Below are 23,517 nucleotides of genomic sequence, written 5' to 3' on the forward strand. Positions count from 1 at the left end.
GCCCGGCTCGGTTAGGCGTGAGCCTGAAGGAAGGGTCTTAGTTGACGGCTTCTTTCAGTGCCTTGCCAGCCTTGAAGCCTGGCTTCTTGGCAGCAGGGATTTCCAGAGTCTTGCCGGTTTGCGGGTTGCGGCCGGTGCGAGCTGGACGATCGGTTACGGAGAAGGTACCGAAACCTACCAGTACCACGGAGTCACCTGCCTTCAGGGCGCCGGTGACGGATTCGATTACTGCGTCCAGCGCACGGCCAGCAACAGCTTTCGGGATGTCAGCAGAAGCGGCGATAGCGTCAATCAGTTCCGACTTGTTCACTCTAAGTCCCCTTATCTCTATTGAGTTTGTTTCTAAGTATGTAATGAAAAGCAAAACAAGCGCTGGGTGGCCTAATGACGCATAAGCGCCGCTTTATAACAAGGGCCTGAAAATACCGTCAAGAAAGCCCCCCAGCCAAATACGTACTAATGCGTGCTAATTCGTTCCTTGGAATCGCTGTCGCGCTTTTCATCCTTGGCGACAATCTCTGGAGCCACATCTGGTAAGGGCTCCGGGGCGTATTGCAGCGCAATTTGGAGGACTTCGTCAATCCATTTGACCGGTTTAATCTGAAGATCCTGCTTAATATTCTCAGGAATTTCCTTCAAATCGCGCACATTCTCTTCAGGAATGATCACGGTCTTGATTCCGCCACGGTGAGCGGCCAGGAGTTTCTCCTTCAAGCCACCAATAGCAAGCACCTGTCCACGCAGTGTAATTTCCCCGGTCATGGCCACATCGGCACGTACCGGAATCTGCGTCAACGCCGACACCAGGGCGGTACACATGCCAACACCGGCACTTGGACCATCCTTGGGCGTTGCACCTTCAGGCATGTGGATGTGGGTGTCACGCTTCTCGTGGAAGTCCGCTGGAATACCCAGGCTTTTCGCCCGGCTGCGAACCACAGTCTGCGCAGCCGTGATCGATTCGACCATCACATCGCCCAGCGAGCCGGTCTTGATCAACTGGCCCTTGCCTGGAATCACCGCAGCTTCAATAGTCAACAGTTCACCACCGACCTGAGTCCAGGCCAGACCAGTAACCTGCCCCACTTGATCCTGCTGCTCAGCCAGACCATAACGGAACTTGCGCACCCCAAGGAAATGCTCCAACTGCTCGCCAGTGACCTTGACGGCCACTTGCTTGAGCCCCGCATGCTCCTTGACCACCTTGCGGCAGATCTTGGCGATTTGACGCTCAAGGCCCCGCACACCCGCTTCACGGGTGTAGTAGCGAATGATGTCGCGAATTGCACTGACGTCGACGTCCAGCTCGCCTTTCTTCAGGCCATTGGCCTTGATCTGCTTGGGCGTGAGGTACTTGACTGCGATGTTGATCTTCTCGTCTTCGGTGTAGCCCGGCAGACGGATGACTTCCATCCGGTCCAGCAATGCTGGCGGGATGTTCATCGAGTTGGAGGTGCAGAGGAACATCACATCGGAAAGATCGTAATCGACTTCCAGATAGTGATCGTTGAAGTTGTGGTTCTGCTCGGGATCGAGCACCTCAAGCAGTGCCGACGCCGGGTCGCCACGCATGTCGCTGCCCATTTTGTCGATTTCGTCGAGCAGGAACAACGGGTTGCGCACCCCTACCTTGGTCATCTTCTGGATCAAGCGGCCAGGCATCGAGCCAATGTAGGTACGCCGGTGACCACGAATCTCGGCTTCGTCACGCACACCACCCAGGGCCATGCGCACAAACTTGCGGTTGGTGGCGCTGGCGATCGACTCCGCCAGGGAAGTTTTACCTACACCGGGAGGACCCACCAGGCACAACACCGGACCACGGATCTTTTTGACCCGTTTCTGCACAGCGAGGTACTCAAGGATGCGCTCCTTGACCTCCTCCAGACCGTAGTGGTCGGCATCGAGGATCTCTTCAGCCTTGGCCAGGTCCAGGCGCACCTTGCTCTGGGCCTTCCACGGCACTTGCACCAGCCAGTCCAGGTAGGAGCGCACCACGGTGGCTTCAGCGGACATCGGCGACATCTGCTTGAGCTTGTTCAGTTCGGCCTGAGCCTTGGCGTAAGCGTCTTTGGGCAGCCCAGCAGCATCGAGGCGCTTTTTCAGCTCTTCGACTTCGTTGTGGCCTTCTTCGCTGTCTCCCAGTTCTTTCTGAATGGCTTTCATCTGCTCATTCAGATAGTACTCGCGCTGACTGCGCTCCATTTGCTTCTTGACCCGCCCACGGATGCGCTTTTCGACCTGCAGCAGGTCAATTTCAGCATCCAGCAACGCCATAACGTGCTCGACACGGGTGGTCAGATCGAGAATCTCAAGGATTTCCTGCTTTTGTTCGATCTTCAGCGCCATGTGTGCAGCCATGGTGTCGACCAGGCGCCCGGGCTCATCGATGCTGTTAAGCGACGAGAGGACTTCAGCCGGGACTTTCTTGCCCAACTGAACGTACTGTTCAAATTGTGACAACAAGCTTCGAACGAAGACTTCAGACTCGCGCTCGGCAGTCTGCGACTCGTCGATCAAGGAAACGTCGGCACGAATATGGCCGTCGACCTCGTTGAAACGCTCAACTGCACCGCGCTGCTCACCCTCTACCAACACCTTTACGGTGCCATCAGGCAGCTTCAGCAGTTGCAGAACAGTAGCGATGGTGCCAACGCGGTACAGGGCATCCTCGCCTGGATCGTCGTCAGCGGGATTCTTTTGGGCCAGCAGGAGAATCTGCTTTTCGCCCGTCATTGCGGCCTCAAGGGCTTCGATGGACTTCTCGCGCCCCACGAACAGTGGGATGACCATATGCGGGTAGACGACAACGTCGCGCAATGGCAAAAGAGGCAAGTCGAGGGTGGTCTTCATGATTTCGCCTCTACAGCGGCCTTGTGGCCGGAAACCGGGGGAATTTGAGCATGGGTTTAATGTGGGGGCAGCCCCGCAAAAAAACAAGCTCTACGACAGGAAAAGCAAAGGGGCCCGAAGGCCCCTTGCAGATTCGAGCCGATTGGCGACTCAGACGTCTGGTGCAGCTTTGGCTTGCGGCTCGCTGTTCTCGTAGATCAGCAGTGGCTGCGAAGAACCATCGATGACACTCTCATCGATCACCACCTTGCTGACATCCTTCTGCGAAGGAATTTCATACATGGTGTCGAGCAGGATGCCCTCGAGAATCGAGCGCAGTCCACGGGCACCGGTTTTGCGTTCCAGCGCCTTGCGGGCTACGGACTTGAGCGCATCGCTGCGGAACTCCAGGTCCACGCCTTCCATCTCGAACAACTTGGCATACTGCTTGGTGAGTGCGTTTTTCGGCTCGGTCAAAATCTGCATCAAAGCAGCTTCGTCGAGCTCATCAAGCGTCGCCAGTACCGGGAGGCGGCCAACGAACTCCGGAATCAGACCGAACTTGACCAGATCGTCAGGCTCGACCTCACGCAGTGACTCGCCGACTTTCTTCCCTTCCTGCTTGCTGCGCACTTCGGCACCAAAACCGATACCGCCGCGGGTGGAGCGCCCCTGAATGACCTTTTCAAGGCCCGAGAACGCACCGCCACAGATAAACAGGATGTTACGTGTATCGACCTGCAGGAACTCTTGTTGCGGATGCTTGCGGCCACCTTGCGGCGGTACCGAGGCGACCGTGCCTTCGATCAGCTTGAGCAGCGCCTGCTGCACACCTTCACCCGAAACATCACGGGTGATCGATGGGTTGTCCGACTTGCGCGAGATCTTGTCGATTTCGTCGATGTAGACAATACCCATCTGGGCCTTTTCTACGTCGTAGTCGCACTTCTGCAGCAGTTTCTGAATGATGTTCTCGACGTCTTCGCCCACATAACCGGCTTCGGTCAGGGTGGTGGCATCGGCGATGGTGAACGGTACATTCAACAGACGCGCGAGGGTTTCGGCGAGCAGGGTTTTACCCGAGCCCGTCGGACCGATCAGCAGGATGTTACTCTTGCCGAGCTCGACATCGTCGTTCTTCTTGTCGCGTTGGTTCAAGCGCTTGTAGTGGTTGTACACCGCTACCGCCAGTACCTTTTTCGCACGCTCCTGACCAATGACATACTGATCCAGGATGGTGCTGATTTCTTTCGGCGAAGGCAGTTTATGCGCGCTGCTTTCGGCCTGGGCTTCCTGCACCTCCTCGCGGATGATGTCATTGCACAGGTCGACGCACTCGTCGCAGATAAATACCGAGGGGCCGGCAATCAACTTGCGCACTTCATGCTGGCTTTTGCCGCAGAAGGAGCAATAGAGCAATTTGCCGTTGTCCTCGCCGTTACGGGTGTCAGTCATTCGATCGATCCAATCCGGTAGGCTTGCAACACAAGATGAAGGCTATTGCGGGCTTTTTCAAGCCCACAGGTGGCGGGAAAACCCAACCACCTGCTTTATTGCCTTATCAGACAGCCATTTGCCGCTTGTCGTGTACCGAGTCGATCAGGCCGTACTCGGCCGCACGTTGCGCGCTCATGAAGTTGTCGCGCTCGGTATCACGCTTGATGGTTTCAAGGTCCTGGCCAGTGTGGAAGGCCAGCAACTCGTTCAACCGCGACTTGATGGAGAGGATTTCCTTGGCGTGGATTTCGATGTCCGTCGCCTGCCCCTGGAAACCACCCAGCGGCTGGTGAATCATCACACGCGAATTCGGCAGGCAGTGACGCTTGCCCTGGGCACCGGCAGCAAGCAGGAAGGCGCCCATGGAGCAAGCCTGACCGATGCAAACGGTGGAAACATCCGGCTTGATGAACTGCATGGTGTCGTAGATCGACATGCCCGCAGTTACCGAACCGCCCGGTGAGTTGATGTAAAGATGGATATCCTTGTCCGGGTTTTCCGCTTCAAGGAACAGCAATTGCGCCGCGATCAGGTTGGCCATGTAGTCCTCTACCGGGCCGACCAGGAAGATCACTCGTTCCTTCAGAAGGCGCGAGTAGATGTCATAGGCACGCTCACCACGAGCGGATTGCTCGATAACCATCGGGACCAGGCCGCCTGCGGCCTGGATGTCAGAGCTCTGCTGATAATAAGAATTGCGGGACATGTCCTGCACTCACTCCCAAATAGTCATGTCTTGAATACGCACAAGCCAGCTCGGAAGCTGGCTTGTGGTGTTTTCCTACGCGAGAAGGAAATCAGTCAGCGGCAGGAGCCTGCACTGGCTTGATTGCTTCTTCGTACGAGACCGATTTATCGGTCACAGTCGCTTTCTGCAGAACAGTATCCACAACTTGTTCTTCCAGCACAACCGAACGAACTTCGTTCAGTTGCTGGTCGTTCTTGTAGTACCAAGCCACAACCTGTTCAGGCTCCTGGTAAGCCGAAGCCATTTCCTGGATCATTTCACGAACGCGGGCTTCGTCTGGCTGCAGGTCATTCTGCTTGACCACTTCGGCGACGATCAGACCCAGCACTACGCGACGCTTGGCTTGCTCTTCGAACAGCTCGGCAGGCAGTTGCTCAGGTTTGATGTTGCCACCGAACTGCTGAACAGCTTGAACGCGCAGACGGTTGACTTCGTTTTCCAGCAGCGCTTTAGGCACTTCGATCGGGTTGGCAGCTACCAAGCCGTCCATCACCTGATTCTTGACCTTGGTTTTGATGGCCTGGCGCAGTTCACGCTCCATGTTCTTGCGAACTTCGGCGCGGAAACCATCAATGCCGGTTTCCTTGATACCGAACTGGGCGAAGAACTCTTCGGTCAGTTCTGGCAGTTTAGGCTCGGAAACACTGTTGACAGTTACGGTGAACTCAGCGGTTTTGCCAGCCAGGTCCAGGTTCTGATAATCCTCAGGGAAGGTCAGGTTCAGAACGCGCTCTTCACCAGCCTTGGCGCCAACCAGACCTTCTTCGAAGCCTGGGATCATGCGGCCGGAACCCAGAACCAGCTGGGTGCCCTGGGCCGAACCACCGGCGAAGGCTTCACCGTCGACCTTGCCGACGAAATCGATGTTCAGCTGATCTTCGTTCTGAGCAGCACGATCTGCGACTTCGAAACGAACGTTCTGCTTGCGCAGGACTTCCAGCATGTTGTCCAGATCGGCGTCAGTCACTTCGGCGCTCAAGCGCTCAACAGCGATCGACTCGAAACCGGCAACGGTGAACTCAGGGAATACTTCGAAAATAGCGACGAACTCCAGGTCGCCACCTTTCTCGAAAGACTTTGGCTCAACGGCAGGGGCGCCAGCCGGGTTCAGCTTCTGCTCGACCACCGCCTCGTAGAAAGAAGCCTGGACCAGGTCGCCGAAGGCTTCCTGACGGGCAGCGTCTTCATAACGCTGACGGATCACGCTCATCGGCACTTTACCAGGACGGAAGCCTGCAACCTTGGCGCGACGGGCAGTCTGTTGCAGACGCTTGTTGACTTCGCTCTCGACGCGCTCTGCCGGAACGGCGATGGTCATGCGGCGCTCGAGAGCAGAAGTATTTTCAACAGAAACTTGCATGGATATTCCTCGTTGCACAGACGTTAGCCGGCGATACCCGACTCCAGAATCAAGGGCAAACATTCTAGTGGCTCAAAGGCCAGAAGTCACCCCGTTCGAGAAGACGGGAAAGTACACCGGTCCATTTCATTTACAGACCCCGGCAAAATCCTTGCCCGGGGACGCTCAAGACCCGCCGCTCAAGGCCTGACGCCTCTCCCGAGAGGGATAACGCACCTCACCCCAAGCAGCCAGAAATATTTGTCAAAACACTACAGGATCGAGCCCGTCCGCTCAGGGCGCCGAATCATCGATCTCGTTGATACTGCAATACTCGTCCCACTCCATACCCAGCGCTTCAGCTACCTGCCGATGCACTTCCAGGCGCATGCTCTTAAGCTCTGCCTCGGACCCGGCAATCAGTTGCAGGGTTAATTCCCAAGGCTCCAGCCCCTGCTCCTGCGCAGCATCTTCGAAAGCCCACTCAATCTGCTGATGTTGCTCACGGGCACTTAACCCGGCAATTTCTTCGAGTAGCTGCGGATTGGCTTCGGCGAAACGCTGCAACGCGTTGTCCTGGCGCTCTTTTGAAATCATGACGCTGTCCTCGCTACCTTGCCGTCAATCACGGCCTCAACCGGCTGAAATCTATCAGCTTTTGACCCCTTGTCACCAGTGCGCTGGAATGCACGACCGCGCCAGGTAGTAGAAATTGTCCGGCACACCCTCAGGCAAACCGTCAGGGGATATCAACGGCAATAACCTGGAAGCGCTGAGGCGAATTGAGTCAACAGCACAGTCCGGACAGGATCGGCATGCTCGAACATGCGCAATAGCCCTGAAACCTGATCGCCAGAAACGACAAAGGGCAGCCATTAAGGCTGCCCTTTTCGTTCGCTGATTTCAAAAGCATTCCCAAAACGCTCCAATTCTCTGGACTCTCTGGGAAAAACCTCTAGAAACAGACACTTAAATGGTGCGGACGAAGAGACTCGAACTCTTACAGCTTGCGCCGCTGGAACCTAAATCCAGTGTGTCTACCAATTTCACCACGTCCGCATGAAGCTTTTAAAGCAAAGGCGCCGGATTTTCATCGGGCGCCTTTTGGAATATGGGGTGGACGATGGGGATCGAACCCACGACAACAGGAGTCACAATCCTGTGCTCTACCAACTGAGCTACGCCCACCATATTGCATTTACCGCTTTACTTGTGCCTAAGCTGCCTATTGGCGCACCCGGCAGGACTCGAACCTGCGACCATCCGCTTAGAAGGCGGATGCTCTATCCAGCTGAGCTACGGGCGCATATTTAATCTGCTTTCTGTTACGATTACAAATTAACTTTTAGCCGTACCGAACAAGCTACCAAATCCGCTCATTCTGCCTGACCTTGCTAACCAGTGCTAGGCTCTGCCCGACAAGTGCGACAAATGTTATAGACGAGTGGTTAGGTCGTCAACACTTTTTTAAAAAAAATTCATTTTATTTAAGGGCTTAGGGGAATACCCAGACCAAGCGCCTTTGCCCTCGGCCCCCTTCATGCGAGAATGCGCGCTCTTTTTATTCCCTCTCGATGGTTAATCACGCGTCATGACTGCACACCTTATTGACGGCAAGGCGATCGCCGCCAGCCTGCGCCAGCAGATCGCCCAACGTGTTGTGGAGCGTCGCCAGCAAGGCCTGCGTACTCCAGGCCTGGCGGTGATCCTGGTCGGCACCGACCCCGCTTCTCAAGTCTATGTATCGCATAAGCGTAAAGACTGCGAAGAGGTCGGCTTTATTTCCGAGGCATTCGACCTGCCGAGCGAGACCACCCAGCAAACCCTGACCGACCTGATCGATCGCCTTAATGATGATGAGAGCATCGACGGTATCCTCCTGCAGTTGCCACTGCCTGCGCACTTGGATGCGTCGCTGCTGCTCGAGCGCATTCGCCCGGACAAGGATGTCGATGGTTTCCATCCTTATAACGTGGGCCGCCTGGCCCAACGTATCCCGCTGCTGCGTCCGTGCACGCCTAAAGGCATCATGGCCTTGCTGGAAAGCACCGGCCAGGATCTGTACGGCATGAACGCAGTGATTGTCGGCGCCTCGAACATAGTTGGGCGGCCAATGGCAATGGAACTGCTGCTGGCTGGCTGCACCGTTACCGTCACCCACCGCTTCACCAAGGACCTGGCAGGCCATGTCGGCCGCGCCGACCTGGTAGTCGTTGCCGCCGGCAAGCCGGGCCTGGTCAAAGGTGAGTGGATCAAGGAAGGCGCCATTGTCATCGACGTCGGTATAAACCGTCAGGAAGATGGCAAGCTGGTCGGCGACGTAGTCTACGAGACCGCCCTGCCCCGCGCCGGCTGGATCACCCCGGTTCCAGGTGGTGTCGGGCCGATGACCAGGGCCTGTCTACTGGAAAACACCTTGTATGCAGCACAAGAGCTGCATAAGTAAGGCCATATCTAGCAACACAAAACGGCACCTGTGAAGGTGCCGTTTTTTTGTGCCTGAATAATCGGGCTGCGGGTGATGAGTCAATTTCCCTGGTCTGATGAGTCGCGTTGCAGGGTTACTGCCATCGACAGCCGATTCCGCTGCCAAACAACATATTTCAGCATAACCGGCTGGCCACCCAGCGTGTTTCAGCCGAGATACCTCCCTTGGCGCATCGACAATAGGCATACCGGCCCCAGCTGCGTGCCTCGGTGCAAATAACAAAGGAGTTCATCATGACCCGCTATATCGATATCACTGACCTCAGCCACCTGGTCGCCCGCAAGGGACTGGGTACCTGCATCAGCGAAATGGCCGAGTACATCCGTGAGGACTACCTGCGCTGGCACGATTTCGAGAAATGCCCGCGCCTGGCCAACCATTCGCCCGACGGCGTGATCGAACTGATGCCGGTATCCGACAACAGCCTGTACGCTTTCAAATACGTCAATGGCCACCCCAAAAACACTCAGCGCGGCATGCTCACGGTCATGGCTTTTGGCGCCCTGGGCGATGTCGATACCGGCGCCCCGGTGCTGCTCAGCGAAATGACCTTGACCACAGCGATTCGTACCGCTGCTACCTCTGCCTTGGTCGCACGCTACCTGGCCCGCCCGCAAAGCCGACGCATGGCCCTGATTGGCAACGGCTCACAAAGTGAATTCCAGGCGCTTGCATTCCATACCTTGCTGGGCATCGAAGAAATTTGCCTGTATGACCTGGACCCCAAGGCCAGCGCCAAATTGGTCGCCAATCTCAGTGCCTTCCCGCAACTACGGGTGTCCATAGCAGGCTCGGTGGCCGAAGCCGTGCGCGGGGCCGATATCGTCACCACGGTAACCGCTGACAAAGCCTATGCAACCATTCTGACGCCAGAGATGATCGAACCTGGCATGCACCTCAATGCCGTGGGTGGGGACTGCCCGGGCAAGACCGAACTGCACCGCGACATCGTCGAACGCGCACGCGTAATCGTTGAGTACGAACCACAAAGTCGCATAGAGGGCGAGATTCAGCAGATGCCTGCCGACTCTCCGATCACTGAATTCTGGCAAGTAGTCAAAGGCCAGGCAGCCGGCCGCGAACATGCTGAACAGGTAACCCTGTTCGACTCCGTAGGCTTCGCCCTGGAGGACTATTCGGCCCTGCGTTACGTGCTGGATACGGCCAAAGCGCTGAATATCGGCCGGGATATTGCCCTGGTACCAGAACTTGACGACCCCAAGAACCTGTTCGCCCTGCTGCGCCAGCCACTGGCAAATGCCACGAAGAAAATCGCCTGAATCCGCTCAGGTTCGGCTGCTCGATACGATACAGACGCCGACCATGGAAGGTCGTACCATATTCATAGTCAACCACAGTTTGAAATGAAGCCGAACCTGTATGGATACCAAGGTTAACAATCCCCACGCCGAACCACCCCTGGATCGGATCGACGAAGCCATCATCGAGGTGTTGCGTCACAACGGGCGTATCACCTACGAAAAGCTGTCCACGCTGGTGCACCTAACCCCTCGCCCCTGCCTTGAACGCGTGCGCAAGCTGGAACGGCGCGGGGTCATTCGCGGCTATAGCGCAATCATCGATGAGCAACGGCTATCACCAGGGTTGTCCCTGCTGGTGCTGGTGGCCTTGTCGAACCAGAGCGGACGCTCGGCTCAGAAGGCATTTGAAGCCTGCATGCGCGCCTGTCCACAGGTGCTCGATTGCCAATTGATCAGTGGCCATTTTGACTACAGCCTGCGCATGCGTTGCCGCGACATGGAGCATTACCGGGTGCTCACCGAAACCTGGATGAACAACGACGAGTTGCACATCGACAAGCTGGTGGCCCACCCGGAATTGGCTGTGGTCAAGAACGCCGGCCCACAACCCTGATCCAGCGCCAAGGCTCAAGTGCGTGGCGGTGCCGCCGGTGCGCTGCGTGACCAGTCAAGCAGCAGGCTGTAAGCCACCGCCAACAGCGTCGGACCGATGAACAGGCCGATAAAACCAAACGCCAGCAAGCCGCCGAACACACCCAACAACACGATCACCAGCGGCAGGTTGCCACCACGACTGATCAGGTACGGCTTGAGCACGTTGTCGACGCCACTGATGATGAACGTGCCCCAGATTCCGAGGAACACCGCCATGCCGTACTCACCTTGCCAGACCAACCAGGCCGTAGCCGGTATCCACGCCAGTGGCGGCCCCATGGGAATAAGGCTGAGCATGAAGGTAACGATGCCCAGCACCAGCGCCCCCGGCACACCAGCGATCAAAAAGCCTATGACCGCCAGGACCGCCTGAGCAGCCGCCGTGCCAATTACACCGTTGACCACCCGTTGGACAGTGCCGGCGACCAAATCAAGGTAGTACTCGGCACGTTCGCCAATGAGCCGATCAAGCAAACGCAGCACGAACGCCGACAAGCGCGGGCCGTCACGATAGAAAAAGAACACGAACACCAGGCTCAAGGTCAACTCAAGCATACCGCTACCGATCTGTGCGCTACGGGCCAGTAACCAGTTTCCGACCTGCCCCAGATAGGGCTTGATCGAAGCCAGCAACGCGGCGCCCTGCTGGTCGAGGGTATCCCACATGCGAACCAGGCGCTCCCCTACCAGCGGCACACCGCCCAGCCAGTCCGGTGCATCGGGAAATCCGTCAACCTGCACATCGCGCACAAAGTTGGTTGCATCACGGATGTGATCAGCCAGGTTGAAACCCAACCAGACCAGAGGCACAGCCACCAGCAGTATCCATAAGGTAGTCAGCAAGCCGGCCGCCAAGGTTTCACGACCGCCCAACAACCGAGTCAGCAGACGCATCAACGGCCAACTGGCAAACGCCAGGATGGCACCCCACAGCAACGCGGACATGAACGGCGCCATCACCCACAGGCCAGCGCCAAGCAGACCCAGCAGGATAATCTGCACCAGCAGGCGATCATTATTGAGCATGCTGTTCTCGCTTAACGAATCAATTCGACATGCAAGCCGTCGGTCTTGGCGTCGCCCACTTCCAACCTGGCCAGACGTACGCCGGCCTTGCCCAATTGCTCACGCCAGGCCTCAGCCTCGGTGCCGCTCAGGCTGACGCGCAAGGTGCTGTCAAGATTCAAGCTGCGTCCAAGCAAGTTCACCCACGCCGGTAAAGGTTCACCAGCTAGATCAGGGTAGTCGAGCTTGCCAGTGTCTCGCAGTTCGCGCAGTACTGTAGCCGGTGTAGGCAACAGCTCACCGAGTGGCGCCTGGGCAACGAATTCCTCCACGTGCAAGTACGCACGCTTGTTGCCGCGCGTAACACTGTACAACGCGATCAGCGTATTGCTTTGCTCGGCGGAGCGGCGCAGCAAAATGAACGCCTGCTGCTCGTCAGAACCAGACAGCAGCCTGCTCTTGAATACTTCGTTGGCCCAAAGGCTGTTTTCACCACAGTCACGCGCCTGGCACCAGAACAACGGGTAACCGCCATCTTTCTGCAGAGCCTCGCGCGCAGCAGTGAAAGCTTCGGTGGCGCTGCGCTCTCTTGGCAGCTCGTAGGTCACAGAGCTGACCTGACCGCGGCTTTCAATCTTGCTTTCCACGCGCAGCTGATTACTGATCTTGCGCAGGCTGCCCATCGGATAGACGCGCTCCTGTTCGGTAGCAGGACGCTGATCAATCACTTTGGCGTCGACGGGTACCGGCAGCCCCTCGGCCAGAAGAGGTGCACTGGAGAGTATGCCCGCGCCGACAATCACTGCGCGGATGCAGAACTTGAAACTCATAGGCACGCCACGCTGCATAGGACTCCTGGGTAGTCACTGGATGTGACATTGTCTCGCTTGTTCATGGTTGTCTCCCTGTTCAACCCGCCAAGCCTCGACAGTTGCCAGCCGCAAGTCAAGGAATGCCAAAGAAGCGATTGAAACAGTCTGCAACAAGGGTTGCACCATTTTCGTCATTCAGATGCAAGTGATGACCACCTGGCAAGAGTTGACGAGCAAAGGGTAGCCGCTCGAGCAAATCGCCATGCCGCGCCAGCATACCGTCAGCAGCCACCACCAGCGTAGTCGGACAAGCAATACGCTGAACGAAGCTCAAGGCCTGGGCTTCGCTCAAACGCGTCGGTGATGGCAAGGTCAGACGGCTGTCGCTGCGCCAGGTATAGCCACCCGGCACCGGCATCAATCCGCGCTGGGCGAGCAACTGCGCAGCTTCGTGACTAACCGCCACCAGCCCCTTCATTCGCGCCTGGATCGCTTGATCGAGCGTTGGGTGTACCGCTTTACGCTTCGAGTCCAGGCGCAACTGCGCCTGTAATGCCATGCCCATACGCTCCGCGGCATCCTGCGGACCGCTGGTGGGCGGAATCACGCCGTCAATCAATGCCAATCGGGTAATTCGCTCTGGTAGCGAGCCCGCCAGCACCACCGATACGATCGCCCCCAGCGAGTGTCCAAGCAGGGCAAAACGCTCCCAACCCATCTGTTCGGCAACCCGCAATACGTCATGGGCGTAATCCCACAAGGCATAACTGGCGCCAGGCGGCCGGTGCTCGGAATGGCCGTGACCGGCCAGGTCCAGGGCCAGGATCCGTAGCCCCGACAACTTCGGCGCCAGTCGGGCAAAACTGTTGGCGTTGTCCAACCAGCCATGCAGCGCGATCACCGGTACACCGTCAGCCGGGCCAGACAGGTGCGCAGCCAGTTCGATGTGGCCCAGGTTCAAGCGGATATCTTCGATGTTCGAACTCATACCACCCCCTGCTGCCAACGATCGAACAGCCCCTTGATCAGGCTCGCGGTATCCGTGGGCCGTTCCAGCGGGAACATATGGCCACCGGGCAAACAGTGGTACTCGCCTCGAGGCAGGCCGCGCACAGCGAAAGCATGATGGCGCTTGACGATCTGGCTACTGCTACCGCGCACCATCGCCAGGGGCAATTTCAACTGCTTGGCCGGTGCTGGTCGGGCGTGGGGAATATTGCGGTAAATACTGATCTCGGTGGCCGGATCGAAGCGCAGCCGCACACCTTCCTCGGATGCTTGCAGGCCATGTTCCAGGTAAGCGTCCAGGCATTCCGGATCGAAATGACGAAACAAGGACTTGGTGGAGAAATACGCACGGGCACTTTCTTTGTCGGTAAATGCCTCACGGCGACCCAGGGTGCGTCCGGCGGGGGTGATGCGATCGATGAAACCCATGCGCTTGGCCGCCTGCAACACCCATTGATCCACCCTGGTCAATACTGGCGAGTCAAGCATGACCACACCTCGATAGTACTGAGGGCAGCGCAACGCAGCATGCAAATGCAACACACCGCCCAAAGAGTGCCCTACACCCCAGACCGGTTGTGACTGCTGCTCCAGGTGATGGAGCAATTCGTCGACCAGATTCTGCCAGTTCTCGTCGACCGGAAAACGTGGATCGTGAGCGTGTTGTGGCAGGTGGAACACCTGATAGTCAGGCGCAAGCGCATCGAAGAGCTTGCCGTAGGTCGCCGAAGGAAAACCGTTGGCATGGGCGAAAAATATGTGCTGCGACATAACCGCCTGTCCGCTGAATAGTGATACTCCATTGTCGACAAGCAGGTGACGACGGGCAATGTTCGGAAAAGCCATCGCCAAGGGCAATCAGGTCAATAACCACCGAAATTGGCCTGATATGCCCCGCGCCCCCTTCAACAGCCCGCAGAACAGCGGGCCCAGGGCTCACGCATGAGTAAGACTGCGCAAGGTCATCAATCCGGCCAGAGGCCACTCGCCTTCGAGCTCTGCCAGACTTGCCGTAGACATCGGCGGCCCTTGCCGATGCCCCTGCTCGAGCATCCCCACCAGGTAACTCACCAGCGGCTGGTGGCTGACCAGCAGTACCTGCTGCAGGTCCAGTTTTTCCAGCTCGCCGATCACCCCCTGCGGGTCGCTGTCCGGCGTCAACCAAGGCACTGTCTGCACCGGCTTGATAAAACCAAGCGCTTCGTGAACCAGTGCGGCCGTCTGCTGGGCGCGAACATACGGGCTGGCGAGGATCACCTGCAGCTCCTGACCAAGCAATGTTGCCGTACTGCGCAGTACCTGCTCTCGGCCGTGGGCCGTCAAACGACGCTGCGCATCGCTGTTGGCCCGCGGCTCAGCCTCGCCATGACGCAACACCCAAAGTTTCACAGTTTGGGCTCTTCGTCACGTACCGGGTGCGCTGCTGGCGGTACGCTGTGCGCCGTCTCACCTTCCGGGGCGCGTGGCGTTGGCCAATCCGCGAAGGGCCACGGTTTCTGGTCGCTGTGAAAGCTGCCGAAACGACCGATCTGGGCCAGAAACTGGCTGAGGCTGTCGCCGAAACTCATCAGGCTGGCACTTGGCGCACCGTAGATCAGACGGTAGATCAACTGCACCAGCACCAAGCCACCCAGCAGCAGTTCAGCCAACTGCCAGACCACCAGGAACACCAGCATCCACAACACCCGAAGGATAATCGACTCGCGCTGGGACTGGTTCGGGGATTCGTTCATGTCTTGCTCCTGTACTCAGTTGAAACCGCTGGTGGAGATGAAGTCGACATCGGTTTTGGGTTCGCCGCGCATCAGCAACTCAATAACCTGATTCAGGGTGCGACCCTCGAAAAGAATGGCGTGCAAGCCCGCTACCAGTGGCATGTAGACCTGGACTTCCTGAGCTTTGACCTTGAGCACCTTGAGGGTATTGACACCCTCGGCTACCTCACCCAGGCGATTGACCGCCTCTTCCAGGCTTAGTCCTTGGCCCAACGCATGCCCGACCTGATAGTTACGGCTCTTGGGCGATGAGCAGGTAACGATAAGGTCGCCCACGCCGGCAAGCCCAAGGAAGGTCATGGGGTTGGCGCCCTGGCTCACCGCGAAGCGGGTCATCTCTGCCAGGGCGCGGGTGATCAGCATGCTCTTGGTGTTCTCACCCATTCCCAGGGCCACTGCCATACCGGCAATAATTGCATAAACGTTTTTCAGCGCCCCACCGAGCTCGACACCAAAGCGGTCGTTGCTGGCATAAACGCGGAAGGTGCGCCCGTGCAGAACTGCCTGCACTCGCTGACAAAGCACTTCATCTTCACTGGCCACCACAGTAGCGGTGAGCGCGTGCTCAGCCACTTCGCGGGCCAGGTTTGGCCCGGACAACACGCCAATGCGCGCCTGGGGAGCGATTTCTTCAAGGATCTGACTCATCAACTTGAAACTTTGGGCTTCGATACCTTTGGTCAGGCTCACCAGCATCTTGCCACGCAGCAGCTGGGCATGAGGTGCCAACACACTGCGCAGTGCGCTGGATGGCAGAGCGACAAAGATCAGCTCGCAGTCCTCAAGAGTCGCCAGCAGGTCGTTGACCGGCTCGACACCTGGGTGAATCTTCACACCCTTCAGGTAGCGTGGGTTCTCGCGATTGTTGCGCATTGCTTCGGCCTGCTCTGGATCGCGCATCCATTGCCGTACGCCTACGCCGTTTTCCGCCAACAGATTCGCCACGGCGGTACCGAAACTCCCGCCTCCCAGAACTGCGACCGGCTGCTGTTCAGTCATATCCAATCCGTTAAAACCAATTAAAGTGGCGACTCGCGCATTATACGGAGCCCCGGTGTCAGAGCCAGCGCCAGATCACTCAGTTGACCTTGGCATTGCAGCGCCAACGACTGAAAAATGCTCGCCACTCGGTTAAACTGCTCGATTTGAAATCGATACCAAGGCCGTACCGTGTCATTTGGCTCTCCAGCCTCACCCCCGCTTTTGCTCTTGACTGCTATCGTCGCCGCCCCTGCTGCTGCTGACGATCTGTTCGTCGACGACCAGTCCCTGCCCCAGGTGCTTACCGCCACCCGACTCAAGCAGTCACCGGCGGCGGTCCCAGGCAGTATGACCGTGCTCGACAACGCCTTGATCCGCGCCAGCGGCGCCCGTGACATACCAGAATTGCTACGCCTGGTCCCGGGGATGATGATCGGCTACGGTGCTGGTAACCAACCTACAGTCAACTACCACGGCAGCAACGTCAACGAAGCACGACGCATGCAGGTGCTGATCGATGGTCGTTCTGTCTATCGCCCCGGCCTTGCCACCGTAGACTGGAGCGATATTCCATTGGCCATGGAGGATATCGAGCGAGTTGAAGTGTTCCGCGGCCCGAATACCGTCAGCTATGGTGCCAATGCGCTGATGGCGGTGGTCAACATTCTCACTCGCAAGCCCGCCGATAGCCGCGGCACTCGAGTGAAAGTTACCCGCGGACAACGTGGCATCAACGACTGGTACGCGAGCCAGGGCAGCGGCTGGGATGGCGGTGACTTGCGCCTGTCGCTGTCGGGCATGGAAGATGACGGCTTTGATGAAACCCGAAACGGTCAGGACTACCGTGACAGCCGCAGGCTCACCCGCCTGAGTTTGAGCGTCAGTCACACCTTGGCAAATAATCAGAGCCTAGATTGGCAATTTGCTGCCAAAGAGGGGACCAATCAGCGTCCCTACACTTACAAGCCCGTGTTCCATGGTGTCACTGCCAATGGCGACAACTCCGACGCCAACGTCAAGGATTACGCCGGCTCAGTGCGCTGGAACATCGACCTCGATCCCGATCACAGCCTCTATCTGCAAGCGACTGCACAACACTGGGATCGCCAGCAGCAGTGGCGCGCCTGTGACGCCGCGATGTCGTTCAGCCCTGCGCTGACAAGCCTGTGGCAATTGAACCCGAACTACGCCGAACAAGTCGCGCGCAATATTCTTGCGCCACTGCCAGCCGGAGGTGCTCAAGAGCGAGCGCTGGGCGAGCAGGTGCAAAAGCAGTGGGCCGATGGCGGCTCCAAGCAGGTCTGCGGCGATATCGACCAGAGTACACGGGAAACCCGCTACGACCTGGAACTGCAGGACACCCTGAGCCTGTCCGACAGCCTGCGCCTGGTGAGTGGTGCCAACTACCGCTACGACCGTGCCGACTCGCAGACGTTTTTCAATGGCAGTCTCAATGACAACACCTGGCGCCTGTTCGGTCACTTGGAGTGGCGTGCTGACGACCACTGGATTATCCAGGGTGGGGCGATGTACGAGGATGCAAATCTCTCCGGCAGCTCCCTCACCCCACGCCTTGCAGTCAACTACCTGATCACCCCACGTCACGGGTTGCGCGCGGTGTACTCTGAGGCGGTACGCTCGCCGGACATGTTCGAGAACAACGTCAACTGGAGTTACCGCGTCAACAACCTGACCCCAGGGGCGTTCGGCCAGAGCAGTGCGCAATACTTCGTCAGGACCCGCGGCCCGGGTGACCTTGAACAGGAACGTATGCGCTCGCGAGAATTGGGTTACAACGGCTACTTTGCCGATGCCGACCTGAGCGTGGACTTCAAACTGTTCTATGACGAAATAACCGGCATGATCAGTGAGCCGCTGCGTAATAACCAATACATCGCCAGCAACAGCAACAGCGCTCGCTTCAGCGGCAGTGAAACACAGCTTGACTGGCGCTTTGGCCCAGCCGATCGCCTGCGCCTGACTTACGCCTATGTCGATGCCTGGGCCAGCGACCCCGCTGATCGTCGCCTGAGTGCGCACAATAGCGGCTCGGCCGGCTGGTTGCGTGACTGGGGTCAAGGGTGGTCCAGCGCACTTTTCTACTACGGGGACGATGAGCTCAACCAGTATCGATTTGAACGTATCGACCTACGCGTGGCCAAGCGACTCACCTGGGATCGCGCCCAACTGGAGTTGGCGGGCGTCGTACAGCAACGCCTGGACGACCAACCCACCACCTACGCAGACAACCTGTTTGACAGTCGCCATGTGCTGTACTTCAGCGCGGAGCTCGAATTCTGATGCGCAGGTTGCGCCTCTGGCTGCTGCTGGCCTTCCTGTGGCCGCTGGGCGGGTTACATGCCAGTGAAATCCTGCTTACCGGCACCCAGGATAGCCCCGGGGTCGAGCAGTTCGTCCAGGCCCTGAGCGAACGCCGCCCTGGCGACAAGGTTCACTTCGTACCGGTCACCGAACTTCCCCGCCCTTCGCACCTCGACCCGGCAACTCGGCTGATCCTGCTCGACAGCACCAGCCTGGAATGGCGTTTGAGTGAAACCGCGGGACCTCCTGCGCTGGCCCTGCGCGTGAGCCGAGTGCAGGCAGAGCGGCGCCTCGGGCAATTGCGCCCCGCCTACCTGAGCCTGCTTTGGAATGATCCGCCGCTGGACCGGCAACTGCGCCTGACCCGCTATTTGCTGCCTGAGGCGCAACGCATCGGCGTACTCTATGCCGAGCACAGCCAGTTTCTTCTGGAAGAACTGCGTCGTGCGGCAAAGCCAATGGGCCTGAAGATCATTGCTCAAGCCTGGCCGGACCTGCACGACAGTCGTCCATTGCAGACGCTTTTGCAGAACAGTGATGTTCTGCTGGGCATCGACGACCCCCAGTTGTACAACGCCAAGACAGTTAAAAATGTGCTGTTAAGCAGTTACGGACGACAGATGGCATTAATTGGCCCCAATGCAGGTTTTGTCCGTGCTGGCGCTCTGGCCAGCACGCTGAGCAACCAACAGGATTGGTTGGCAGTGCTCGACAGACTGCTCGACCAACCCCCTGGCAAATGGCCTCGCACGCTCTACCCTGATCACTTCAGTGTCACAGGCAACCAGCAGGTGGCCCGTGCCTTGGGCATCGACGCCATCGACCCCGAAAATGCCGCCCTGGTACTGGCCGAAGGAGAACGCAGACCATGAGGCTCCGTCTGAGCTGGGACATCCACACCCGCACACAGATCATCAGCCTGGGACCGGCACTGTTGCTGACGCTGCTGCTGATCAGCTTCTTTACCTTCGTGCGAATCCAGGACCTGCGCCAGGAACTCAATCACACCGGTCAATTGATCGCCAACCAGTTGGCACCAGCGTCGGAATACGGCGTGATCGCCGGCAATGACGAAGTGCTCGAGAGCCTGATGCGCGCCACCTTGAGCATTCCCCACGTGCGTTTTCTTGAAGTACAGGACAGCAGCAATCACATCCTGGTGTACGTCGAGCAACCCGACGAACACGACAACCGCGCACAACAAGTCGAGGTTTTCCAAGCCCCTATCCGCCTGCAACAAATCCGTCTGGACAACGACTTCCTGCACAGTGGCGGGCAAGCATCGCGCAATGTGGGCGATGACTATCTGGGCAGGGTTATTGTCGGCATGTCCAACGACGCCTTCAGCGAGCGCCAGAAAGAAATCATTATCAAGGCAGCCATCCTTGCCCTGTTCGCCCTGCTCTTCACCTTTTTACTGGCCCGCCGCCTGGCATTGAGCCTGGCCAAACCCATAGCCGATATGGGACACGCGGTAAAAGCCATCCAGCAAGGCGACTTCAATGCCCCCTTGCCCGTAGTCGACGACAGTGAACTGGGGCACCTGGCCCGTCACATCAACAACCTGGCTCGCGCCCTGGCCCAGGCCAGTCATGAGCAGCAGCAGGCCATGTCGCAACTGATCCAGGCGCGCGAAGAAGCCGAACAGGCAAACCGGGCCAAGTCAGACTTCCTGGCCATGATGAGCCACGAGCTGCGCACCCCGATGAATGGCGTGCTTGGCATGCTGCAACTGCTTGAAACCACCACCTTGAACGAGGAGCAAGTCGAATACACGGCTGTCGCCAGTGAGTCGACCGGGCATCTGCTCAAGGTGATCAACGATATTCTGGATTTCTCGCGGATCGAGCGCACCAGCCTGGAACTGGAACACATCGACTTCAACCTCGGTGAATTGATTGGCAGTTGCGTTCAATCCTTCCAGCACCTGGCCACCCAGCGAGGTCTGGACCTGCAATTGCAGATGCCTGCGGGAATGGCCCAATTGCACGTTGTCGGCGACCCTACGAGGATCCGCCAGGTACTGCTCAACCTGGTGGGCAATGCGCTGAAGTTCACCGAACGCGGCAGTGTACGTATCGAACCCCGCTGGCAGGTGCTTGACCGCCAACTGATCTGGTTCAACTGCGCCGTTCATGACACCGGTATCGGTATAGATAACCAACGCCTGGAAACCATGTTCCTTGCCTTCCAGCAAGCCGACAGTTCGATCTCCCGGCGTTACGGTGGCACAGGCTTGGGATTATCGATCGCGCGTACCCTGGCCGAACGCATGGGCGGCACATTGCGCGCCGAAAGCCGGGAAGGCCAAGGATCGACCTTCACTCTAGAAATGCCCTTGGCGCTTTCGGTGCAGCAAACGCCGCGCCTGCTCAGTCCCAACAGCGATCGCGAAGACGAAGGTCAGGGCCAACGCATCCTGTTGGTCGAGGACAACCCGGTCAATCAGACGGTGATCGAGGCCATGCTTCGCAGCCTGGGATTTGAAGTGTGCATTGCGGTGGATGGCGCCCAGGCCGTGTCCCAGGTCGCACGCCAGCATTTTGCGGCCACGCTGATGGACTGCCGATTGCCAATAATCGACGGTTATGAGGCCACGCGGCGTATTCGCCAGCTCCCCCAGGGAGCAGCCATGCCAATCATCGCCTTGACGGCCAATGCCTTGCAGGGCGATCGCGAACGCTGCCTGAGCGCTGGAATGAACGATTATTTGGCCAAGCCGTTCAAACGCACTGATTTACAGCAAATTCTGCAACGTTGGCTACCCAGTCAGTCAGCTGCGACTGGCGATTAATGTGAAATTGCGGCAGTCTTATAAACTGGACAGGCTGCTGAAAAAGCCTGAAAATAAAATTTCAGTGCACACGTGTACTTCTTTGCCCCGTGCGCTGTGACTTTCACTACAACGCAATAGTCTATGTGTAGGCTGCCGCCCCAACGTATAAACGATTTGGGTCGGTCGGGAAGATTTGCCCCCCGCCGCATGGGGATTATTGAGGAGCTCGCATGACCAAACAAAACGCCTTTACCCGGGAAGACCTGCTGCGCTGCAGTCGCGGTGAGCTGTTCGGCCCAGGTAACGCGCAACTGCCCGCCCCGAACATGCTGATGGTAGATCGCATTACCCATATCAGCGAAGAGGGTGGCAAGTACGGCAAAGGTGAATTGGTCGCCGAGCTGGATATCACTCCGGACCTGTGGTTCTTTGCCTGCCACTTCGAAGGTGATCCAGTAATGCCAGGCTGCCTGGGCCTTGACGCCATGTGGCAACTGGTTGGCTTCTTCCTCGGCTGGCAAGGCCTGCCAGGTCGCGGTCGCGCCTTGGGTTCGGGCGAGGTCAAGTTCTTTGGCCAGGTGCTGCCAACCGCCAAGAAAGTCACGTACAACATTCATATCAAGCGCGTCCTGAAGGGCAAGCTGAACATGGCCATCGCTGATGGTTCGGTCAGTGTCGACGGTCGCGAAATCTACACCGCCGAAGGCCTTCGGGTCGGCGTATTCACCTCCACTGACAACTTCTAAGGGTTATCCGCATGCGCCGCGTCGTTATCACTGGTCTGGGCATCGTTTCGTGCCTGGGCAATGACAAAGAGACCGTCTCCGCCAACCTGCGTGCAAGCCGCCCTGGCATCCGATTCAACCCGGAATATGCCGAAATGGGTCTGCGTAGCCAGGTTTCCGGCTCCATTGACCTCAACCTCGAAGAACTGATTGACCGCAAAGTCTTCCGTTTCGTGGGTCACGCTGCTGCCTACGCCTACCTGGCAATGGCCGACGCGATCAAGGATTCGGGCCTGACGGAAGAACAGGTGTCCAACCCGCGTACCGGCCTGATTGCAGGCAGCGGCGGCGCGTCGACCCTGAACCAGATGGAAGCGTTGGACATCCTGCGCGAAAAAGGCGTCAAGCGTGTCGGCCCGTATCGCGTCACCCGGACCATGAGCAGCACTGTCTCGGCGTGCCTGGCTACCCCGTTCAAGATCAAGGGCCTGAACTACTCCATCGCTTCGGCTTGCGCCACCAGTGCACACTGCATCGGCACCGCCATGGAACAGATTCAAATGGGCAAGCAGGACATCGTCTTCGCCGGTGGCGGTGAAGAAGAGCACTGGAGCCAGTCGTTCCTGTTCGACGCCATGGGCGCTTTGTCCAGCAAGCGCAACGACACCCCGGAAAAAGCCTCCCGTGCCTACGATAACGACCGTGACGGTTTCGTCATTGCTGGCGGTGGCGGCATGGTCGTAGTTGAGGAACTGGAGCACGCTCTGGCCCGCGGCGCGAAAATCTACGCTGAAATCGTTGGCTACGGCGCGACTTCCGATGGTTACGACATGGTCGCACCAAGCGGCGAAGGCGCCATCCGCTGCATGCAGATGGCCATGTCGACTGTCGACACCCCGATCGACTACCTGAACACCCACGGCACCTCGACGCCAGTGGGTGACGTTGCCGAGATCAAAGGTGTTCGCGAAGTGTTCGGTGACAAGGCACCTGCCATCAGTTCGACCAAGAGCCTCTCCGGTCACTCCCTGGGCGCCGCAGGCGTGCATGAAGCGATCTACTGCATGCTGATGATGGAAGGTAACTTCATCGCCGGCTCGGCCAACATCGACGAGCTGGACCCAGCAGTAGCCGATATGCCGATCCTGACCAAAACCCAGGAAAACGCCAAGATCGATACCGTGATGAGCAACAGCTTCGGTTTCGGCGGCACCAACGCCACTCTGGTGCTCAAGCGCTGGGAAGGCAAATAAGGGCTAATACCCTTATGCTGAAAACGCCCCGACTCGTCGG

At 58.0% G+C, this 23,517-nt stretch carries 21 protein-coding genes and 3 tRNA genes; 8 read left to right on the top strand and 16 right to left on the bottom strand.

The genetic code is table 11. The features are described from left to right. Nucleotides 1-37 precede the first annotated feature (37 nt). The 9 genes from H8F21_RS27385 to H8F21_RS27425 all read right to left on the bottom strand — a co-directional run bounded on the left by H8F21_RS27385 (nucleotide 38) and on the right by H8F21_RS27425 (nucleotide 7,722). A complete protein-coding gene (locus H8F21_RS27385; protein WP_038613039.1) occupies nucleotides 38-310 on the bottom strand; it encodes an HU family DNA-binding protein in 273 nt (90 codons plus the stop codon). A gap of 146 nt (nucleotides 311-456) precedes the next feature. Then, the gene (gene lon, locus H8F21_RS27390) at nucleotides 457-2,853 is read right to left on the bottom strand and encodes an endopeptidase La (protein ID WP_203481888.1); all 2,397 of its coding nucleotides are present in this window, start codon (nucleotides 2,851-2,853) and stop codon (nucleotides 457-459) included. A 150-nt stretch (nucleotides 2,854-3,003) separates the two neighbouring features. After that, complete coding sequence (clpX, locus tag H8F21_RS27395) at nucleotides 3,004-4,287, bottom strand: ATP-dependent Clp protease ATP-binding subunit ClpX (RefSeq protein ID WP_136477356.1); 1,284 nt, start codon at nucleotides 4,285-4,287, stop codon at nucleotides 3,004-3,006. Nucleotides 4,288-4,393: 106 nt separating this feature from the next. Further along, a complete protein-coding gene (clpP, locus tag H8F21_RS27400) occupies nucleotides 4,394-5,035 on the bottom strand; it encodes an ATP-dependent Clp endopeptidase proteolytic subunit ClpP (protein WP_136477357.1) in 642 nt (213 codons plus the stop codon). A gap of 91 nt (nucleotides 5,036-5,126) precedes the next feature. Next, a complete protein-coding gene (tig, locus tag H8F21_RS27405) occupies nucleotides 5,127-6,437 on the bottom strand; it encodes a trigger factor (protein ID WP_203585713.1) in 1,311 nt (436 codons plus the stop codon). Between the two features lie 273 nt (nucleotides 6,438-6,710). Further along, nucleotides 6,711-7,013 (bottom strand): DUF6388 family protein, encoded by a 303-nt coding sequence (locus tag H8F21_RS27410; RefSeq protein WP_203585714.1) that lies wholly within the window; start codon nucleotides 7,011-7,013, stop codon nucleotides 6,711-6,713. A gap of 377 nt (nucleotides 7,014-7,390) precedes the next feature. After that, a tRNA-Leu gene (locus tag H8F21_RS27415) sits at nucleotides 7,391-7,475 on the bottom strand. Nucleotides 7,476-7,528: 53 nt separating this feature from the next. Next, nucleotides 7,529-7,604, bottom strand: a tRNA-His gene (locus tag H8F21_RS27420). A 41-nt stretch (nucleotides 7,605-7,645) separates the two neighbouring features. Then, nucleotides 7,646-7,722, bottom strand: a tRNA-Arg gene (locus tag H8F21_RS27425). Nucleotides 7,723-8,007: 285 nt separating this feature from the next. On the opposite strand from H8F21_RS27425, the gene folD reads away from it, so the two are divergent. The 3 genes from folD (at nucleotide 8,008) to H8F21_RS27440 (ending at nucleotide 10,779) form a co-directional block, all read left to right on the top strand. Continuing rightward, a complete protein-coding gene (gene folD, locus H8F21_RS27430) occupies nucleotides 8,008-8,862 on the top strand; it encodes a bifunctional methylenetetrahydrofolate dehydrogenase/methenyltetrahydrofolate cyclohydrolase FolD (protein WP_203481815.1) in 855 nt (284 codons plus the stop codon). A gap of 275 nt (nucleotides 8,863-9,137) precedes the next feature. Then, nucleotides 9,138-10,184: an ornithine cyclodeaminase gene (locus tag H8F21_RS27435; RefSeq protein ID WP_203481814.1), complete on the top strand. Its 1,047-nt coding sequence runs from the start codon at nucleotides 9,138-9,140 to the stop codon at nucleotides 10,182-10,184. A 100-nt stretch (nucleotides 10,185-10,284) separates the two neighbouring features. After that, nucleotides 10,285-10,779 carry an Lrp/AsnC family transcriptional regulator gene (locus H8F21_RS27440; RefSeq protein WP_203481812.1) on the top strand — a complete coding sequence of 165 codons (495 nt, stop codon included), beginning with the start codon at nucleotides 10,285-10,287 and terminating at the stop codon, nucleotides 10,777-10,779. A gap of 14 nt (nucleotides 10,780-10,793) precedes the next feature. Here the strand turns inward: H8F21_RS27440 and H8F21_RS27445 are convergent, their stop codons facing one another. The 7 genes from H8F21_RS27445 to H8F21_RS27475 all read right to left on the bottom strand — a co-directional run bounded on the left by H8F21_RS27445 (nucleotide 10,794) and on the right by H8F21_RS27475 (nucleotide 16,419). After that, on the bottom strand, nucleotides 10,794-11,846 hold the full coding sequence (locus H8F21_RS27445; RefSeq protein ID WP_203481810.1) for an AI-2E family transporter: 1,053 nt from the start codon (nucleotides 11,844-11,846) through the stop codon (nucleotides 10,794-10,796). A gap of 11 nt (nucleotides 11,847-11,857) precedes the next feature. Beyond that, nucleotides 11,858-12,655, bottom strand: coding sequence for a DUF4892 domain-containing protein (locus H8F21_RS27450; protein WP_203481808.1), 798 nt, complete (start codon nucleotides 12,653-12,655; stop codon nucleotides 11,858-11,860). Between the two features lie 115 nt (nucleotides 12,656-12,770). Beyond that, entirely contained in the window at nucleotides 12,771-13,625 is an 855-nt protein-coding gene (locus H8F21_RS27455) for an alpha/beta hydrolase (protein WP_203481806.1), read from the bottom strand. Beyond that, nucleotides 13,622-14,416, bottom strand: coding sequence for an alpha/beta fold hydrolase (locus H8F21_RS27460; RefSeq protein WP_203481804.1), 795 nt, complete (start codon nucleotides 14,414-14,416; stop codon nucleotides 13,622-13,624). The genes H8F21_RS27455 and H8F21_RS27460 overlap by 4 nt, the downstream gene beginning before the upstream one ends. A 165-nt stretch (nucleotides 14,417-14,581) precedes the next feature. Further along, nucleotides 14,582-15,034, bottom strand: coding sequence for a phosphohistidine phosphatase SixA (gene sixA, locus H8F21_RS27465; RefSeq protein ID WP_203585715.1), 453 nt, complete (start codon nucleotides 15,032-15,034; stop codon nucleotides 14,582-14,584). Next, nucleotides 15,031-15,378 (bottom strand): DUF4389 domain-containing protein, encoded by a 348-nt coding sequence (locus H8F21_RS27470; RefSeq protein ID WP_203481800.1) that lies wholly within the window; start codon nucleotides 15,376-15,378, stop codon nucleotides 15,031-15,033. The genes sixA and H8F21_RS27470 overlap by 4 nt, the downstream gene beginning before the upstream one ends. Before the next feature lie 15 nt (nucleotides 15,379-15,393). Beyond that, a complete protein-coding gene (locus tag H8F21_RS27475; protein ID WP_203481798.1) occupies nucleotides 15,394-16,419 on the bottom strand; it encodes an NAD(P)H-dependent glycerol-3-phosphate dehydrogenase in 1,026 nt (341 codons plus the stop codon). Nucleotides 16,420-16,590: 171 nt separating this feature from the next. Between H8F21_RS27475 and H8F21_RS27480 the strand changes: the two genes are divergently transcribed. The 5 genes from H8F21_RS27480 (at nucleotide 16,591) to fabB (ending at nucleotide 23,477) form a co-directional block, all read left to right on the top strand. Continuing rightward, the gene (locus H8F21_RS27480) at nucleotides 16,591-18,702 is read left to right on the top strand and encodes a TonB-dependent receptor plug domain-containing protein (protein ID WP_203585716.1); all 2,112 of its coding nucleotides are present in this window, start codon (nucleotides 16,591-16,593) and stop codon (nucleotides 18,700-18,702) included. Continuing rightward, the gene (locus H8F21_RS27485) at nucleotides 18,702-19,595 is read left to right on the top strand and encodes an ABC transporter substrate-binding protein (protein WP_203544042.1); all 894 of its coding nucleotides are present in this window, start codon (nucleotides 18,702-18,704) and stop codon (nucleotides 19,593-19,595) included. Before H8F21_RS27480 ends, H8F21_RS27485 begins: the two co-directional genes overlap by 1 nt. Further along, nucleotides 19,592-21,517, top strand: coding sequence for an ATP-binding protein (locus tag H8F21_RS27490; protein ID WP_203481792.1), 1,926 nt, complete (start codon nucleotides 19,592-19,594; stop codon nucleotides 21,515-21,517). The genes H8F21_RS27485 and H8F21_RS27490 overlap by 4 nt, the downstream gene beginning before the upstream one ends. Before the next feature lie 212 nt (nucleotides 21,518-21,729). Then, on the top strand, nucleotides 21,730-22,245 hold the full coding sequence (gene fabA / locus H8F21_RS27495) for a 3-hydroxyacyl-[acyl-carrier-protein] dehydratase FabA (protein ID WP_011060067.1): 516 nt from the start codon (nucleotides 21,730-21,732) through the stop codon (nucleotides 22,243-22,245). Between the two features lie 11 nt (nucleotides 22,246-22,256). Further along, nucleotides 22,257-23,477: a beta-ketoacyl-ACP synthase I gene (fabB, locus tag H8F21_RS27500; protein ID WP_136477374.1), complete on the top strand. Its 1,221-nt coding sequence runs from the start codon at nucleotides 22,257-22,259 to the stop codon at nucleotides 23,475-23,477. Nucleotides 23,478-23,517: the final 40 nt, after the last annotated feature.

It is taken from the genome of Pseudomonas arcuscaelestis (assembly GCF_016881005.1).
Classification (GTDB): Bacteria; Pseudomonadota; Gammaproteobacteria; order Pseudomonadales; family Pseudomonadaceae; genus Aquipseudomonas; species Aquipseudomonas arcuscaelestis.

Bases quoted from the DNA above. Each gene is read 5' to 3' on its own strand.
- H8F21_RS27435 (WP_203481814.1), top strand. From the start codon at position 9,138: ATGACCCGCTATATCGATATCACTGACCTCAGCCACCTGGTCGCCCGC.
- fabA (WP_011060067.1), top strand. From the start codon at position 21,730: ATGACCAAACAAAACGCCTTTACCCGGGAAGACCTGCTGCGCTGCAGT.
- lon (WP_203481888.1), bottom strand. From the start codon at position 2,853: ATGAAGACCACCCTCGACTTGCCTCTTTTGCCATTGCGCGACGTTGTC.
- tig (WP_203585713.1), bottom strand. From the start codon at position 6,437: ATGCAAGTTTCTGTTGAAAATACTTCTGCTCTCGAGCGCCGCATGACC.
- H8F21_RS27485 (WP_203544042.1), top strand. From the start codon at position 18,702: ATGCGCAGGTTGCGCCTCTGGCTGCTGCTGGCCTTCCTGTGGCCGCTG.
- H8F21_RS27455 (WP_203481806.1), bottom strand. From the start codon at position 13,625: ATGAGTTCGAACATCGAAGATATCCGCTTGAACCTGGGCCACATCGAA.
- H8F21_RS27490 (WP_203481792.1), top strand. From the start codon at position 19,592: ATGAGGCTCCGTCTGAGCTGGGACATCCACACCCGCACACAGATCATC.
- H8F21_RS27475 (WP_203481798.1), bottom strand. From the start codon at position 16,419: ATGACTGAACAGCAGCCGGTCGCAGTTCTGGGAGGCGGGAGTTTCGGT.
- clpX (WP_136477356.1), bottom strand. From the start codon at position 4,287: ATGACTGACACCCGTAACGGCGAGGACAACGGCAAATTGCTCTATTGC.
- clpP (WP_136477357.1), bottom strand. From the start codon at position 5,035: ATGTCCCGCAATTCTTATTATCAGCAGAGCTCTGACATCCAGGCCGCA.
- H8F21_RS27450 (WP_203481808.1), bottom strand. From the start codon at position 12,655: ATGAGTTTCAAGTTCTGCATCCGCGCAGTGATTGTCGGCGCGGGCATA.
- H8F21_RS27460 (WP_203481804.1), bottom strand. From the start codon at position 14,416: ATGTCGCAGCACATATTTTTCGCCCATGCCAACGGTTTTCCTTCGGCG.
- H8F21_RS27470 (WP_203481800.1), bottom strand. From the start codon at position 15,378: ATGAACGAATCCCCGAACCAGTCCCAGCGCGAGTCGATTATCCTTCGG.
- H8F21_RS27410 (WP_203585714.1), bottom strand. From the start codon at position 7,013: ATGATTTCAAAAGAGCGCCAGGACAACGCGTTGCAGCGTTTCGCCGAA.
- H8F21_RS27445 (WP_203481810.1), bottom strand. From the start codon at position 11,846: ATGCTCAATAATGATCGCCTGCTGGTGCAGATTATCCTGCTGGGTCTG.
- folD (WP_203481815.1), top strand. From the start codon at position 8,008: ATGACTGCACACCTTATTGACGGCAAGGCGATCGCCGCCAGCCTGCGC.
- fabB (WP_136477374.1), top strand. From the start codon at position 22,257: ATGCGCCGCGTCGTTATCACTGGTCTGGGCATCGTTTCGTGCCTGGGC.
- H8F21_RS27440 (WP_203481812.1), top strand. From the start codon at position 10,285: ATGGATACCAAGGTTAACAATCCCCACGCCGAACCACCCCTGGATCGG.